Genomic DNA, 17183 nt, shown 5'->3' with positions numbered 1-17183 from the left:
AGTCATTTGTGTACAACAGACAGTCGTATAACCGAACAAGATGGGCGCAATTTCCCCGTCAACTAGGAAAATTTTACATTACATTTTATAGGTTACAGGTTACAGGTTATAGGTTATAGGTTACAGGAAGAGAATGTGTTTGACGGAAATGAAAATCCCGAAAAATGCCATAGATAAAACTAGATAGTAATGGGAACAATAAAGCATCAATTCCTTGCTCAATACATGAATGCTTAACCAAACAACATCTTTCACGGCATCAGAACTGAAATCTGCGATCGTGCCTCATCCGCTCATAGTCAAACCAGAGACATTGGTAACAGAAGTAATTACCCAAATGAGTGGTATCCGAAATATTTGTGATACTACTCAAAGTCAGGATGGGCAACTAGATAAGTTATATCTAGAGGCACGCTCTAGTTGCGTGTTAATAGTAGAAGATGGCAGCTTAATCGGTATCTTCACAGAAAGAGATGTTGTGCGGTTGAGTGCAGAACAGCATTCTTTAGCAAATTTGGCAATTCGGGAAGTGATGATTTCTCCAGTCGTCACCCTACACGAATCTGATTTTACAGATTTACTTTCGGCAGTGAATTTGCTCCAACAGTACCATATCCGCCATATACCGATTTTGAATGGGCAGGAGCAGGTGATAGGGTTAGTAACTCATGAAAGTCTGAGTCATGCTTGTCGTCCGGTGGATTTATTGCGGTTGCGGTTGGTGTCGGAGGTGATGATCACAGAGGTCATTTGTGCCTCTCCTGATAGTTCAATGTTAGCGATCGCCCAACTAATGTCTCAACATCAGATTAGTTCGGTAATGATTGTAGACACTGGTGGTAGCCCAATTCAACCGCTACAATTTCCGCTGGGAATTATTACCGAGCGTGACATTGTGCAGTTTCAAGCTTTGGGCTTGAACTTAAAACATTGCCTAGCGCAGATAGTCATGAGTTCACCAATGTTTACGGTAAAACCCCATGATTCTTTGTTGGTGGTGCAGCAAATCATGGAACAACGCTTAATTAGAAGATTGGCAGTTATTGGCAAACAAGGTGAACTCTTGGGAATTGTTACCCAAAGCAATCTGCTACAAGCTCTCAACCCCTTGGAACTCTACAATTTAGCAGCAATACTAGAAAAACGGGTGGTGCAGTTAGAAGCAGAACATCTGGCTATTTTAGAAAGTCGCACCGTTGAACTAGAACAACAAGTTGACTTACGCACTAGCGCCCTGCAAGCTAAGGTTAGACAGGAGAAATTAATTGCAGAGATCACTGCTCAAATTCGCTCATCTTTGAGTTTGCAAACAATTTTAAATACTACAGTCGAAAAGGTACAGCATTTATTGGGTTGCGATCGCGTCAATATTTGGCAATTTGATGTTGATGGGCAAATGATAGTGGTTGCCGAGTCTACCAACTCATCGCTATCACTGGTGGGTGAACAAATTCATGACCCCTGCTTTCCGCTAACTAACACCGATAGTTATCGCCAGGGAAAAATTCGTGTTATCTCAGATATCTACACAACCCAAATATCTGACTGTCACCGCGAGATGTTGATTCGCCTGCAAACAAGAGCCAAAATTTTAGTGCCACTTTTGTGCGGTGATCAATTGTGGGGGTTGCTGAATGCGACAGAAAAACATACCCGTGAGTGGCAACCAGAAGAAGTTGAACTTTTGCAAATGTTATCAGTGCATTTAGCGATCGCACTTCAGCAAGCCACAACCCACCAACAACTCCAAGATGAACTGCGCGATCGGCAACGCATTGAATTGACTTTACAAAAATTGGTTGAAGGTACAGCCGCCGTCACTGGTGAGGAATTTTTTCCCGCCTTAGTCAGCCACATTGCCGAAGCTTTAAATGTCTCCTATGTGCTTGTTACCGAGAAACTCGATAATCAACTACATACCTTGGGCTTTTGGGCAAAAGGAGCCTTACAACCCACCATTGCTTACAATTCTGCTTTAACTCCCTGCGAATATGCCCTCAACAACGGTGAATTTTATTGCCAAAGCCAAGTCCAGGCATTTTTCCCTGACAATTTAGACTTAGCAAATATACAAGCCGAGAGTTATCTAGGAATTGCCCTCAAAGATGATCAAGGTAATGCAATTGGGACTCTTTGCATTCTCGATTTACAACCCATCCAGGAAAATCAATATGCTGAAGCCATCCCAATTCTCCAAGTATTTGCAGCCAGGGCAGCCGCAGAATTACAACGCAAAGCCGCCAATCATGCACTACATCGGTTGAACCAAGACTTAGAGCAGAAAATTGCACAGCGCACCCAAGAACTGCAAACGCGAGAGGCACAATTGCGAGATTTCTTTGATAACGCCACCGATTTAATTCAAAGCATTGCCCCTGATGGTCGCATTTTATTTGTGAATCGAGCTTGGAAAGAAACCTTGGAATATGATGATACCGACTTAGAGCAATTATCGATTTTCCAAGTTATTCATCCCGATGAATTGGCATATTTCCAGACAGCAATGCACAGCTTGTTTGCGGGAACTTTGTGTTTAGGGATCGAAACCAGATTTCTCACCAAAGAAGGGCGAGAAATTATTGTTGAAGGGAATGTTAATAGTCAATTGCAAAATGGACTGCCGATCGCCACACAAGGTATCTTTCGAGATATTACCGCTCGTAAACAAGCCGAGAAAACAATTTATCTCCAAATACAACGGGAAAAATTACTGCGAGAAATTTCCCAAAGGATTCGTGAATCTTTAGACTTGCAAACGATTTTCAATACTGCTTGTCTGGAAATCCGCCAGGTGATTCAGGCTGATCGGGTGTGTATTTTCAAGTTTTATCCCAACTCCAGCTATAACGATGGCGAATTTGTGGCGGAATCAGTAGGTGAGCGTTTTAGTTCAGTCGTCGCCATTCCCATACATGATCACTGCTTTGGCAAAAATTATTCATATCTCTATGCTAAAGGTCGATTTTTTGCGGTTGATGATATTTATAAAGGTGGAATGAGTACCTGTCACAGCGATATCTTGGCTGAGTTTCAGGTGCGGAGCAATTTGGTGATGCCCTTACTGTGTGGTGATGAATTGTGGGGTTTGTTGTGTATTCATCAATGTGGCACAACTCGCTCTTGGCGACAGTCTGAGATTGAGTTTACCCAAGAATTGTCCTACCAGTTAGCGATCGCCATTCAACAAGCCAATCTCTACGAACAAATTCAGGCGGAATTGTTAGTCCGCCAACAAGCCGAAGCTAAAATTGCGTTGCAACTGCGGCGACAAGAAACCCTGGAAATTATCGTCCAAAAAATTCGGGAATCTTTAGATATTAACGAAATCCTGGCAACGGTAACTCAACAAGTGAAAGAGGTATTACACTGCGATCGTGTGATCGTCTTCCGGCTGTTTGCTAACGGTAAGAGCCAAATTGTCGAAGAAGCTATATCTGAGGGATTGCCGAGACTCAAAGACCAACACTGGGAAGATGAAACTTGGTCTCAAGAAATCCTAGATTATTACTGGCAAGGCAAGCCGCGCATTGTCCCCGATGTTATGCAAGATATCTGGACAAATTGCTTAGTAGAATACTCCCAGACAGGTCAAATTCAGTCCAAAATCGTCGCACCAATTCTTCAAGAAGTGCGAGACAGCGAATATCATCGCTGGGTAACTCCTTGGGCCAATAACAAACTCTGGGGAGTTTTAGTGGTTCATGCTTGCCAAGAAAAACGCGTTTGGAAAGACTCGGAAGCACAACTCATACAACAAATTGCCAATCAGTTAGCGATCGCAATTCAGCAAGCGAGTTTATTTCAACAATTACAACTAGAACTTGCCGAACGCCAGCAAGCAGAAGCAAAACTCACTGAAAGCAACCAAAAACTAGCAATTTCCAACGAAGAACTAGCTCGCGCTACCCGTCTCAAAGATGAATTTTTAGCCAACATGAGTCATGAACTCCGTACTCCTCTCAATGCCATTTTGGGGATGACTGAAGGGCTACAAGAGGAAGTATTTGGGATTATCAATGAGCAACAACTCAAAGCATTACAAACTATTGAGCGCAGTGGTTCCCATTTACTAGAGTTGATTAACGATATTTTAGATTTAGCCAAAATTGAAGCTGGACAGATCAAACTTGACTATCGCTTGACTTCAGTCAATCATCTGTGCCAATCAAGTCTGGCATTTATTAAACAGCAAGCATTACGCAAGCAAATTCAAGTCGAACTGAAATTGCCAATTAATCTCCCAGAAATACTTGTAGATGAACGGCGGATTCGTCAAGTGTTGTTGAATCTGCTGAACAATGCCGTCAAATTTACTCCAGATGGTGGACGCATCACCTTGGAAGTGACGCAAATTTCTTGCCCAATGTTAACTAGCGATGCAACGATGCAACACTTCTTGCACTTCGCCATCCAAGATACTGGCATTGGAATTTCACCAGAAAATATCCAGAAACTATTTCAGCCTTTTGTACAGATTGACAGTGCCTTAAATCGTCAATATACAGGTACAGGTTTAGGGCTGGCATTAGTCAAACAAATTGTCGAACTTCACGGTGGCCGGGTGGGACTGACAAGTGAATTAGGTATGGGTAGTTGTTTTACAATCGATCTGCCCTGTGATCCTATTTCTGATCTAGTACCGGAACTCACAACCAATTATCAAGTAATTAATACTCCAGAAGCTTGTTGCTGCACCACTGATGAATCATCAAGTCTTACCCCCCTCATATTGTTGGTAGAAGATAACGAAGCCAATATTAGTACAGTTTCTAGCTACCTCGAAGCCAAGGGGTATCGCATTGTACTGGCGAAAAATGGTCAAGAAGCCATTGACTCGACAAAAGCACACCATCCTGACTTAATTTTGATGGATATTCAAATGCCAGGAATGGATGGTTTAGAAGCAATGAGGCAAATTCGCCAAGATCCTGAATTCATCAATACTCCCATTATTGCCCTGACAGCCCTGGCTATGAGTGGCGATCGCGATCGCTGTATAGCCGCAGGCGCTAACGACTACCTCAGCAAACCTGTCAAACTCAAGCAACTAGCAGCCTTGATTAAAAAGTTTTTCACCGGTGAAGAGGTAATTTAGTTTTATGTCAGGGGACTTTCAACTAAAAATATCGCTAGGGGGAGCAGTAGGAGACAAGGGGGACAAGGAAGACAAGGGAGATCAGGAACTTGAGTTTAAATTTTGTCAATCCAAACTTTCTGATGAATTGGCTGAATTTTTCAACCGGGCATACTGTGGTTTACAAGGACTACCCCAACAAACTTGCCCAGGGGGAATATTAGCAAATACTGTACTACGAGCGCCAATTACAGCATTGGCACCAATTTCTACCCCAGGGCCAACAAAACAATCGGCTGTAATCCATACCCCATTATTAATAGTAATTGGTGCTGTTTTTAACCCAAAAGCCGGGTCTTGGATGTCGTGGCTACCTGTACATAAGTAGGTCTTTTGGGAAATCACACAGTGTTCACCGATATTAATTTTATCTAAGCTGTATAAAACTACATCATCACCAATCCAACTATAGTCACCGATGGTAACTTTCCAAGGATAAGTAAAGCGGGCTGTGGGCCGAATTAATACACCTTGACCAATCCGCGCCCCAAATAGTCGCAGCAAAGAACAACGCAAACTATTAAAAGGATGTGGAGTTAAGGGAAAGGCGATCGCCTGTACAAACCACCACAACAAAACATACCAGCCTGGACGACCACGATCAAACCAGGATTGGTCATACTTGCGTAAATCTACAAAGGATTGGTTATTTGTCATTTGTTATTGGTTATTTGTTATTCGTCAATAAATTAAAGAGACTGGGTAGTATGATTTTCCCAGTCTCTCGCATCTAAATAAAGCACCGATGATCAATTACTTTTAGAGGATGTCTGAAAACTTTTTGGTATTGTATTTGAGACTGATAGATCCCCCTAAATCCCCATTTTTAAGGGGGACTTTAATATAAATTCCCCCCTTTTTAAGGGGGGCTAGGGGGGATCAAACAAAATATTTAATACTTTTCAGACACCTTATCCAGCAAACTAGACAGATTTCTTTATTTCAGAATTCATACTTCTTAAACTGCCGTTTGCTCAATTTTTTGGGGGAGAGATGGCGGAGCAGATTTAGCAGTATTGGCTGTATTTAATTTACCGCCACAATTGCGTAATTCATACAGTTTCACGCCAATTTGATATTCATATTGACTTAGTAGACGGCCATAAATATATCCGGCTCTGCCATCTAAAAAACCACGCTGAATAATATAGAACAAAATAAACCGTAAAATTGGTTTAAAAGGCAAATGTACCCAGACTTTCTTGAGGAAACGTTTACGTTGAACGGCATCACCAAATAAGTTAGCGCCAATTGTACCTGTGTCACCCTGACCAGTGAGCAGATTGTAATAAACTCTCGCTTCCCAATTAGAATAGCGATTGTGTCTTTCTAGCCAGTGGAACAAATCACGAAAGTCTTCATGGAGCATATCATTGTTTAGATATCCCACTTTACCTTGCAAAATTACATGTTCGTGAACTTCGTTATCACCAGTGTTGGGAATATCTTCGGTGTTGAGGTTTTCGTAACGACCAGCTTTGTGTTTAAACAAACGCAAATTCCAATCGGGATATTTTCCACCGTGACGAATCCATTGACCTAAGAAAAATACGCGGCGATTGAGATAGTAACCGCTATATTCTTCATTTTGAATTGCTTGAGCAATTTCATCCCATAATTCGGGAGTAATGCGTTCATCGCAATCCACAATTAGTACCCATTCGTTACGGAAAGGTAAGTTATCTAAAGACCAATTTTTCTTTTTCGGCCAGCGTCCATTGAAATGGAACTGTACAACATTAGCACCGTAACTATTAGCAATTTCCAAGCTTTTATCAGTGCTTTGAGAATCGACAATAAAGATTTCATCTGCTCTTTGGAGACTGGTCAAACAAGCCGGCAAATTGGCTTCTTCGTTTTTGGCGGGAATTAAGACGGAGACTGGAATTTTAGAGGACATATATGTTGTTATTTGTTATTTTTTATGGGATGTAGACAGCAGACCCTGAATAGCAGCATTTAAATAACCTATTTGACAATATGTATACACAAGTTTGTCGAAGCGTTCTGCTGGGTCAGAAAAATACTGTAATGATTTATATAAACCCCGAATCAAACGCTCACTACCGCGTAATAACTGACTGCTCCCCGTTTTGCCTGCAAGTTGTTCTCGGTAGCATTCACTGATACCTTGCCACCAGCCACGATTCAGAAACCAAGAGCGATTGAGCCGTTCGGGTGCAACGTTATGAGCAACTAAAGCTTCTGGCAAATAGGCAACTTGCCAACCATGCTGAAGTGCAAATTCTGTCATTTGCAATTCTTCATTAGATAACAAGTTTTTGCCAACTCTACCAAGATGGGGGTCAAAACCGCCAATTTCTGCCAAAAAGCTCTGTCGGATGGAATAATTTAAGCCTCTAGGGGTTAAGCCTGGTTGATCGATATAAACTATTTTGTCACCTAGATCATAAGCTCCCAAATTGCCGGCTAACCCAGAAGATAGCCATTTAGGTGCTTGAACTGTCGGCGGCCATAAAAGTGTGACTTTGCCACCCGCGATCGCTAGTTTGGGGTTGCTTTGATAGGCAGAATACAATACCTGCAACCAGCGATCGCTGGCGACAGCATCATCATCTAAATAAGCCAGAATTTCGGCACGCGCAACTTTAGCACCAGTGTTCCGAGCAACCGATAAGCCGGTGGTGGGTTCAAAGATATACTTTAAACGGGGATTGCAGGCTCTTTGTTCGACAACTTCGCGAGTGCGATCGCTGGAGTTGTTATCTACCACTATCACCTCAAAATCGGCGGCAAAGTCCTGCGCCAACAGGCTATCAATTGCTGCACCTAAATAGGTATCTCGATTGTGAGTACAGATAATGGCAGAGATTTGGATGTCTGACATAGGATTAAGTTTAACAACAGAGAATTCAGGACTCAGGAGGAGGCAGTGCGGTGGATGGTTACTGTATTAACAGTGAAACACCACACACTCATCAAAGATTCAGTGGATGAACAATCAGTGCAGGATTATACCTATTACTCATTGCTTCTGAATTCTGAATTCTGCATTCTGTATTCTTTTTTAAGTTGTCACCCTTGGATTTTAGACTACAGCCTTCTATCCAACGGTCGCCTGCTCTGTGCTAATCTATAACAAAAAATTCCAACCCACCAACCGCGTTTCTTCGGAAATCGTCTTGAATTCTTTAAGCTTGTTGAATATGGCTGTGTAAAACTACGAGAGTTTCGGCTAATTGACTCAGGCGGGTTTCGAGATATTGTTTGCGTGCTAATAATTGCCGGAGTTTTTGATGCCGTGCGATCGCCATACTCACCGTCGGTACTTGATCTGGTGGACAGGGACGTGACCAAACTTTACCAGATCCATCCAAGCCACATAGCCGATATCCTGTACGCGAAAATTGATAAGCGTCTTTATTCCCAGTAGTGCAGATTTCTTCGACATAGTTCATCAAGCGGTCAACTTCGGCGTGGCGTAGTGTAGCGGTTCCTGGCTGTTCTGGTTCTTTGGGATTAGACTCTAACCAACCATTTACTATCGGCCCTTCTAAATATAGCTCTTGGATTTGTTGCAGGATTTGTTGCAGTTCTTGTTGCCAACCCGCTACATGAATTTGAATTTCTTGCAGCAAATTCATGGCTAAGGCTGGGTTAGCTCCGTGGCGATGGTTACTAAAGCTAGGAGTTTTAAACTTGGGTAGGCTGGGAGTTTTATTACCTATTTCTTTAGCAGAAAATGTATCTACAGCCGGATTTTCCGCAAATAAATGCTGTTCAACACTGCTGTCATTTTCAGAATTGCTCTCTAGGTTTTCTGCGAGTTCTGATGTCACACTTTGCTCATCAGATATATCTACATCTGGGGTAGCCGCTTTGCTAGAAACACTAATTCTAAAAGATACTGGCTGCTTTAGCGAATCTCCTGCTTCGACTGTGGCGTTGTCTCGATGTCCGAGATCGTGTAGAGTCGCTTCAATCCGTTTTAGCCCTGTTTTCATAAGCATATCCTGTGAGTTTGCTGCCCTTTGTGGTGTTTAATTTTTCACAAAGGTTTGTTGGGAGTTTTGGCTTTTGCCAATTTTGGCACAAATTAATCTGGTGCTAATTTTATCTTTTAAAAGATATTTGCAACAAACACACCTAAAATTATCATCCCCAGGTATAGGGCTTTGAAGCTGTTTTTGATGGCAATTTGCGATTACAGCACATCTCTTCACAAAAAATTCATATTCAATGTATTTAAGCAAACGTTCATGCCGAACAATTTAATGATTTATTTATATTTGTTAAGGTCTTTTGTCTTAGGTCAAATTTCAAGACATATTTCACCAAGGGAAATCCAAATACATGACTACACCTGTGCAATTATTAATAAATCAAGATCAGGTCTTGACAAACTCGCTTGTATTCGACCTGAATACCTTGAGTCAAGAATTAGTTTCAGGCAAGATAGCTGCTGCGGATTTCGCTCGTTTATTCAGTAAGACAGATGTTGTAGAAGCAACTCGATTAGCCAATCCACCTGCTGAAATTATTGAAACTACTATTGATGCTGCAACTGAGTTTGTAGTCAAGTTTGCACCTGATGTCGCAAATGACCCGATCGCCTTTAAAGTATTCTTGGCTGCTAATTCTGAGACAGCCACTTTAGTAAGTAAGCTAGTTCACATCATTCTTGGTACTGAGCGTAATGATATTTTGATCGGTAAAGCCACCCGTGATTATATTTTTGGTCTGGGTGGTAATGATCTGTTATTCGGAGAAGGTGGGAATGACTTTCTGTTTGGCGGCAAAGGCAATGATATCCTCCTTGGTGGAGTCGGTAACGATACTGTCTTTGGCGAAAGCGGCGATGACATTTTATTTAATGATGCAGGCAGTGATAATCTGATTGGTGGTACTGGTAATGATTACTTTTATGTATTAGATGCCAGTGGTAGCAGTTTGCTGAATGGTGAAACTGGCATTGATACAGCTGACTACAGTGCTTTAAGCCAAGCAATCACCTTAAAATCCACTGGGATTGTTACCAAAGGAGTTGGCTTTGGTACAGACCAACTAGTTCAAATTGAGAGAATTTTTGCGACTTCATCACTCAACGACTGGATTGATGCGTCAGATGCTACCGCACCAACTTCTATAACTGTTAATTTATTAACCAATTCCCTGATTGTAAATAATGTTCCTGGTTTGGGAACCCTTAATTTTACAGTCAGTGGTTTTGAGAATGTTAGAGGTACAAACCAAAACGACAGCATTACTGGTGACAATGCTAACAACACTCTCAATGGTGGTGCTGGCAATGATGTATTGCGCGGTAGCAGTGGCAATGATAACCTCAACGGTGAGGCAGGTACTGACACAGCAGACTACAGTGCGCTGGGACAAACCATCACTCTCGGCCCCACAGGTACAGTCACCAAAGGCGGTGGATTTGGGACTGACCAATTAAACGGAATTGAAACCATCACAGCCTCTACCTTACTCGGCGATACAATTAATGCCTCAACAGCAACAGGTAGCGTCAGTATTACCGCCAACTTGGGTACAAATAGTTTGACAGTGAATAATGTATTGATTGGTGGTGTGACGACCAACCTCAACTTCACTGTCAACAACTTTGAGAATGTCACAGGTACTGCTAATAATGACACCATTACTGGTAATGCTGCTAACAACATTCTCAATGGTGGTGCTGGCAATGATGTGTTGCGTGGTAGTAATGGCAATGATGCCCTCAACGGTGATGCCGGCACTGACACGGTAAACTACAGTGGATTGGGTCAATCCATTGTTCTAGGCCCCACAGGTACAGTCAGCAAATCCGGTGGAGGGATTGACCAGTTAAATGGCATTGAAGCGATCGTTGCGTCTAACTTGCTGAATGATACTATTAATGCTTCGACAGCAAGCAGTGGTGTAAGTATTACAGCAAATTTGAGTACCAATCGTTTGACTGTAAACAATGTGGTGATTGGTGGTGTGACGACCAACCTCAACTTCACTGTCAGTAACTTTGAGAATGTCACAGGTACTGCTGGCAACGACATCATCACTGGCAATAATAGCAATAATATTCTCAGTGCTGGTGCTGGTAATGATGTGTTGCGTGGTAGCAGTGGCAATGATAACCTCAACGGTGATGCAGGCACTGACACAGCAGACTACAGTGCGTTGGGACAAACTATCGTTCTCGGCCCCACAGGTACAGTCAGCAAATCTGGTGGAGGGACTGACCAATTAAACGGAATTGAAACCATCACAGCCTCTACCTTACTCGGCGATACAATTAATGCCTCAACAGCAACAGGTAGCGTCAGTATTACCGCCAACTTGGGTACAAATAGTTTGACAGTGAATAATGTATTGATTGGTGGTGTGACGACCAACCTCAACTTCACTGTCAACAACTTTGAGAATGTCACAGGTACTGCTAATAATGACACCATTACTGGTAATGCTGCTAACAACATTCTCAGTGGTGGTGCTGGCAATGATGTGTTGCGTGGTAGTAGTGGCAATGATACCCTCAATGGTGATGCCGGCACTGACACGGTAAACTACAGTGGACTAGGGCAATCCATTGTTCTTGGCCCCACAGGTACAGTCAGCAAATCTGGTGGAGGGACTGACCAGTTAAATGGTATTGAAGCGATCGTTGCGTCTAACTTGCTGAATGATACTATTAATGCCTCAGCAGCAACGGGTAGCACCTCCATTACCACAAACTTGGGTAGCAATAGCTTGACTGTGAACAATGTGGTGATTGGTGGTGTAACTACTAGCCTCAATTTCACTGTCAGTAACTTTGAGAATGTCACAGGTACTGCGAATAATGACACCATTACTGGTAATGCTGCTAACAACACTCTCAATGGTGGTGCTGGCAATGATGTATTAGTAGGTGGTGCTGGTGATGATAATCTCATCGGTGGTAGTGGTGCAGATGTCTTAACTGGCGGTATTGGCAATGATCAGTTCACTTTCTTAAAACCTGAGGAAGGTGTAGATATCATCACTGATTTTGCTTCTGTTCCTGATACAATCGCAGTTTCTGCTTCTGGTTTTGGTGGTGGTCTATCCTTGGGTGTGCTTTCGAGCCTTCAGTTCTTTGTCGGTACAGGTGCAACAACCGCAGATCAGAGATTTATTTATAACAGTATTACTGGTGGACTATTCTTTGATATTGACGGTAATGGTGGGGCTGCACAACAGCAAATTGCTAGTCTCACTCCCGCACCAACTCTGACATCCAATGACATTCTAGTGATTGCTTAACAGGTATAGAACTTAAGTGCAGAGGTTGTCTGTTAAGAATGGGTGTGAGGCTGTACTTAACTGTATTGCTCTATACCTCTTTAGCCTCTTCCAAATAGTTGTGATCAAAGGATTGGAAAATGAAAGGATGTAGAAGTAAAATTCTACATCTTTTTGCTTAAGTATTTTCTAGGAAAAATTTGTGGGTAAAGTCATTTTAATTACAGGTGCTGCTCGGTCAGGGAAAAGTGAATGGGCGGAATACTTAGCCCAGCAGTCAGGTAAACAAGTAGTTTATGTTGCCACTGCTACAGAAAATCCTGATGATCCTGAATGGCAAAAACGCATTTCGGCACATCAACAACGCCGTCCGCAAAACTGGGTAACTTTAGCCGTACCTAGAGAGTTATCAGCTACTTTGGCTGATGCTAAACCCCAGAGTTGTTTGTTAGTTGATTCTTTGGGAACTTGGGTGACAAATCTTTTAGATGAAGATGAAATGAGTTGGCAAAATACAATTGCCGAGTTTTTAGAAACAGTACAACTAGTTGCCGCCGATCTGCTGTTTGTGGCGGAAGAAGTTGGTTGGGGTGTGGTTCCGGCTTATCCCATTGGCAGACAATTCCGCGATCGCCTGGGTTCTTTGGTGCGTCAATTAGGTATTGTTTGCGACACCGTTTATCTAGTAGTTGGTGGTCATATATTGAATTTGAGTGTGTTGGGTACACCAATACCAAAAGCGATAAATGAGGAATTGTAAAGCATTAAATTAAGAAAAATTAAGAGAGCTTGATTATTATTTTGTCTACCGATGGAGGGTTAAATTTTTAATAGAAAATTAATACTATATACAAACCAAGTCTCCTCATGCCGAATGTACAATCGTGGTATGGCAAACACAGAAGATGTAAAAAAGTATCTTGCCTACTGGTTTCAGTTGGGTAAGAAAGTAGTGATTGGCAATGGGGTAGCAAGCTTGTTGCCTCAACCCGTATATAGAGGCGATCACTATAGCCAGGAATTTGAAGAGTGTTGGCAGAAAATTATCTCGCCAGAATCAGGTGATTGTTATCTAGAAGGGACTCACGAAACCATTGCAGAATTGCTGACATCTGCATGGGAAGTATCGCCTTGTAGCCGTTGCAATATGCCGGTTCCAATGAGAAACGTAGGAATGCCCGCAGAAGCTTGCCCATGCAATGATTTACCTGGTTGGCCGAATACTGATTTACCAGCACCACGCTCGGCAATTGATAATCAAGCCAGACTAATGGGAATTCGCGATCGCTTGTTAGAAAATCTTTCCGCCAACAGTAAATAAACTTGAGTTAGGCAATTCATAACAAAAGGTTTGTAACCGTGGTTTATCAGCAAAACTGCGGTATTTTTATATAAGAATTCAGGAGTCAGAATTCAGAAGTATGAATAAATTAGGAGTTTGTCAGAGAGAAATTTTTCAATTTTGAGAATATAGGTTTTCAAACTCTTTCACAATTCTGACTTCTGGGTTCTGTATTCTGAATTCTGTTATGTCACGATATAGAACAAAGAGCCAAAATCAGTCATAGGGAAACAAAAAACGCTGTGCAGATAACATTTTTAGGGACAAGTTCCGGTGTACCAACGCGATCGCGTAATGTCTCTAGTGTCGCCCTAAGATTACCCCAAAGGGCAGAGCTATGGTTATTCGATTGTGGTGAAGGTACTCAGCACCAAATTTTGCGGAGTGACCTAAAAATCAGTCAACTTTCCCGAATTTTTATTACCCATCTGCACGGCGACCATATTTTTGGCTTGATGGGTTTGTTGGCTAGTTGTGGTTTAGCTGGCAATGTGGACAGAATTGATATTTACGGGCCGCCGGGATTAAATGAATACATCCATTCGGCATCAAAATATTCTCATACACACTTTTCCTACCCGATTAAAGTTCATGCTATCCGTCCGGGAGTAATTTACGAAGATCAGGAATTTACTGTCACCTGTGGCCAGTTGCATCATCGCATTACCGCATTTGGTTATCGAGTTGCTGAAAAAGACCGCGCCGGACGTTTTGATGTCGAAAAAGCCAAAGCACTGCAAATTCCTGCGGGACGGATTTACGGTCAACTCAAACGGGGTGAAACTGTTACTTTGGATGATGGGAGAGTAATTAACGGTGCTGAACTTTGTGGCCCCACAGAAATTGGCCGCAAAATTGCTTACTGCACAGATACAATTTATACGGAAGGGGCTGTAGAACTAGCTAAAGATGCGGATGTGTTAATTCACGAAGCGACCTTTGCTCATCAAGACGCAGAGATGGCTTTTCAAAGATTACATTCAACAACCACAATGGCAGCACAAACAGCTTTAGCTGCTGGTTCCCATCGGTTAATCATGACTCATTTTAGTCCTCGCTACGCTCCTGGCAACCCCATAGAGTTGAAAGATTTGCTTCAAGAAGCGCGGGCGATTTTTCCTAAGACAGATATGGCTTATGATTTTATGACTTATGATGTGCCACGACGGCGAGAAGTGGAGTTAAAAGAAGTACCTGTAAGTTAATGCGATCGCGTTACGATTTCAAATAGTTAATCAAGTGATCACCTTAAGTCAAGAGATAATGACAATGTACTAAAAATCAGAAAATTTCGCCCTGAATTTCTGAATAAGAGTAGTCAAAACCTAGATAAATATAGTTAGTAGAATATGCTCTACTGCAATACACCTCTAGCCTAATAATATGCGTGATGTAAGTCCGACAACTCCGCCTGCCAGCACTAACCAAGCAGAATTGATTTTGAATCGAAACACAGCGATCGCACTCAAAATTGCCAAAATAATTGTTAACCAATCCACCAGTGCGGCTCGTCCTAATGTGTAGCTGACTCCGGCCATTAATCCTAAAGAAGCTGCGTTCACACCATCTAGAAATCCACTAGCCCAAGGCGATTGCCGTAAGTTAGTAACCCAAGGGTTCACCACCCACACCAGCACAAAAGCTGGTAAAAAAATGCCAATTGTAGCAACAATCGCCCCGATATTTCCTGCTAATAAATAACCAATAAATGTTGCAGTGGTGAAAACAGGCCCCGGTGTAAACTGCCCGATCGCCACAGCATCTAAAAGCTGCTGTGATGTCAGCCACTGGTTACGCTCTACTAAATCTCGTTGCAGAAATGCCAGCAACACGTAACCACTGCCATAGAGAACGCACCCAATTTTGAGAAAGAAGATAAAGACGCTGATCCAACTAACTGATGTCACTGCGGCTGTTGTACTACCAACCTGCGCCAGCATACCTGACAAGGGCAACAGGAATGCGCCTGTTGTGCGCCCTCTAGTTTGCCAATTCTTAATTAGCATCACAGCAATACCTAGCAAAATCAGCACGGTAATTTCATTAATGCCCATAAAGTATGCGGCGATCGCTGCTATCCCTGCAATGATTGTCGGTAAGTCTTTGGCTGCTTTTCTACCTAGATTCCACACAGCCTGAAGCACGATAGCAATAATTACTGGTTTAATTCCATAAAGCAACCATTCTACCTGGGGAACAGTTTGATAGCGAGCATAAATGGCGGCTAATGCCCAAACAATGAGCATAGCAGGCAAAATAAAACAACTTCCTGCAACCAGTAATCCACGCCATCCGGCGCGTTCATAACCAATGTGAATGGCTAATTCCGTCGAGTTGGGGCCAGGAATCAAATTTGTAATCCCTAGTAAATCTAACAGTTTGTCTCGACTCATCCATTGGCGACGATTAACTACTTCATTGTCCATCATGGCGATGTGGGCAGCCGGGCCACCAAAGGCGATCGTCCCCAGCCGCAAAAACACTATTGCTAGTTCAGTTAATCGCTGCCTCTGTTGCCTTTGAGTCAGAGCCTTAGCGGAATTTTCTTCTTGCTCTTCCTGAATATCCTCAGCTTCTTGTGTCACTGTAGTGTTCCAAAAATTTGATATGGTGACAAAATTAATATATCGGATTTCGATAACGTTAGAAATAATCCATGTTACTATCCAGTTAATATTAAATACTGTAAATCAATCGATTTGTTGGAGTATGTATGAGTGATATCAAAAAAGTGAGTAATGAGTTTTTCGCGGGTGGACAACCAACCCCAGAGACGCTAAAACATCTGGCTGATGAGGGATATAAGTCTGTAGTGAATTTGCGATCGCCTGATGAAGTTGGTGTTTTAGATGACGAACAGCAACAAGCTCAAGCCGCAGGTCTGGAATATATCAACATTCCACTCAAATCAACAGAAGCCGACAATAATTTGACGACAAAAATTCTCTCAGAACTAGAAGAATTGCCGACTCCGGTATATTTTCATTGTGGTGCAGGTGGACGAGCCAGCGCCCTGGCACTGATTGCTTTTGCAACTCAACAAAAACTTAACCGTGAAGAGGTTTTGGCAAAAGCCAAAGAACAGGGTATCAACCCAGAGCAAGCTCATCTCAAGCAGTTTTTAGAAAACCTTTCGTGAGGATGATATCACTACTCCTCAAACAATTCGCCAAATAATTCCCTTACCTTTTGTTTGGCATCTTCTAAGGTAATTTTTCCTAAATCGGTAGCTCGGTAAAGTCGTCGGTGCTGCCGTCCTGATTTCTCCTCAACAGAATATAAATATCCCTTACATTCCATATCGTGCAGCATTGGGTAGACTGTTCCGGCACTGAGTTTATAGCCATGACGTGCCAATTCCTCAATAATGCCGAGTCCAAAAATTGGTTCTTTCACTGCATGATGCAGAATGTGAAGTCGAATCAAGCTAGAGTAAAACTGTCGTCCATCCATCAGACAATATTTTTGTAAAATTCAAAATTT

The 17183-nt window shown here is 42.4% G+C and carries 12 protein-coding genes; 6 read left to right on the top strand and 6 right to left on the bottom strand.

The annotated features are described in order from the left end of the window. Positions 1-229 precede the first annotated feature (229 nt). Entirely contained in the window at positions 230-5095 is a 4866-nt protein-coding gene (locus tag H6G75_RS25550) for a GAF domain-containing protein (protein ID WP_190982727.1), read from the top strand. A gap of 105 nt (positions 5096-5200) precedes the next feature. Here H6G75_RS25550 and hpsU read toward each other — a convergent pair whose 3' ends face one another. The 4 genes from hpsU to H6G75_RS25530 form a co-directional block, all read right to left on the bottom strand. Continuing rightward, positions 5201-5791, bottom strand: coding sequence for a hormogonium polysaccharide biosynthesis acetyltransferase HpsU (gene hpsU / locus H6G75_RS25545; RefSeq protein WP_190982726.1), 591 nt, complete (start codon positions 5789-5791; stop codon positions 5201-5203). Between the two features lie 301 nt (positions 5792-6092). Continuing rightward, positions 6093-7034, bottom strand: coding sequence for a glycosyltransferase family 2 protein (locus H6G75_RS25540; RefSeq protein WP_190982725.1), 942 nt, complete (start codon positions 7032-7034; stop codon positions 6093-6095). Positions 7035-7049: 15 nt separating this feature from the next. Then, positions 7050-7982: a glycosyltransferase family 2 protein gene (locus H6G75_RS25535; protein ID WP_190982724.1), complete on the bottom strand. Its 933-nt coding sequence runs from the start codon at positions 7980-7982 to the stop codon at positions 7050-7052. Positions 7983-8286: 304 nt separating this feature from the next. Next, positions 8287-9099, bottom strand: coding sequence for a hypothetical protein (locus H6G75_RS25530; RefSeq protein ID WP_190982723.1), 813 nt, complete (start codon positions 9097-9099; stop codon positions 8287-8289). Positions 9100-9448: 349 nt separating this feature from the next. Between H6G75_RS25530 and H6G75_RS25525 the strand changes: the two genes are divergently transcribed. The 4 genes from H6G75_RS25525 (at position 9449) to H6G75_RS25510 (ending at position 14905) form a co-directional block, all read left to right on the top strand. Then, positions 9449-12379 (top strand): calcium-binding protein, encoded by a 2931-nt coding sequence (locus tag H6G75_RS25525; RefSeq protein WP_190982722.1) that lies wholly within the window; start codon positions 9449-9451, stop codon positions 12377-12379. 181 nt (positions 12380-12560) lie between these two features. Next, complete coding sequence (gene cobU / locus H6G75_RS25520; protein ID WP_190982721.1) at positions 12561-13118, top strand: bifunctional adenosylcobinamide kinase/adenosylcobinamide-phosphate guanylyltransferase; 558 nt, start codon at positions 12561-12563, stop codon at positions 13116-13118. A gap of 129 nt (positions 13119-13247) precedes the next feature. Then, positions 13248-13679 carry a hypothetical protein gene (locus H6G75_RS25515; RefSeq protein ID WP_190982720.1) on the top strand — a complete coding sequence of 144 codons (432 nt, stop codon included), beginning with the start codon at positions 13248-13250 and terminating at the stop codon, positions 13677-13679. Positions 13680-13942: 263 nt separating this feature from the next. Continuing rightward, positions 13943-14905, top strand: a complete 963-nt coding sequence (locus tag H6G75_RS25510; RefSeq protein ID WP_190982719.1) for a ribonuclease Z — start codon at positions 13943-13945, stop codon at positions 14903-14905. A gap of 165 nt (positions 14906-15070) precedes the next feature. Here the strand turns inward: H6G75_RS25510 and H6G75_RS25505 are convergent, their stop codons facing one another. Further along, entirely contained in the window at positions 15071-16285 is a 1215-nt protein-coding gene (locus tag H6G75_RS25505; protein WP_190982718.1) for a chromate transporter, read from the bottom strand. A 128-nt stretch (positions 16286-16413) separates the two neighbouring features. Between H6G75_RS25505 and H6G75_RS25500 the strand changes: the two genes are divergently transcribed. Then, positions 16414-16839: a fused DSP-PTPase phosphatase/NAD kinase-like protein gene (locus H6G75_RS25500; protein ID WP_190982717.1), complete on the top strand. Its 426-nt coding sequence runs from the start codon at positions 16414-16416 to the stop codon at positions 16837-16839. A gap of 11 nt (positions 16840-16850) precedes the next feature. Here the strand turns inward: H6G75_RS25500 and H6G75_RS25495 are convergent, their stop codons facing one another. Next, positions 16851-17153: a PadR family transcriptional regulator gene (locus H6G75_RS25495; protein WP_190982716.1), complete on the bottom strand. Its 303-nt coding sequence runs from the start codon at positions 17151-17153 to the stop codon at positions 16851-16853. Positions 17154-17183 lie beyond the last annotated feature (30 nt).

The organism is Nostoc sp. FACHB-280 (assembly GCF_014697615.1).
Lineage (GTDB): Bacteria > Cyanobacteriota > Cyanobacteriia > Cyanobacteriales > Nostocaceae > Nostoc_B.
Note: the sequence above shows the minus strand (reverse complement) of the source record. Positions and strands in the feature narration are given on the sequence as shown.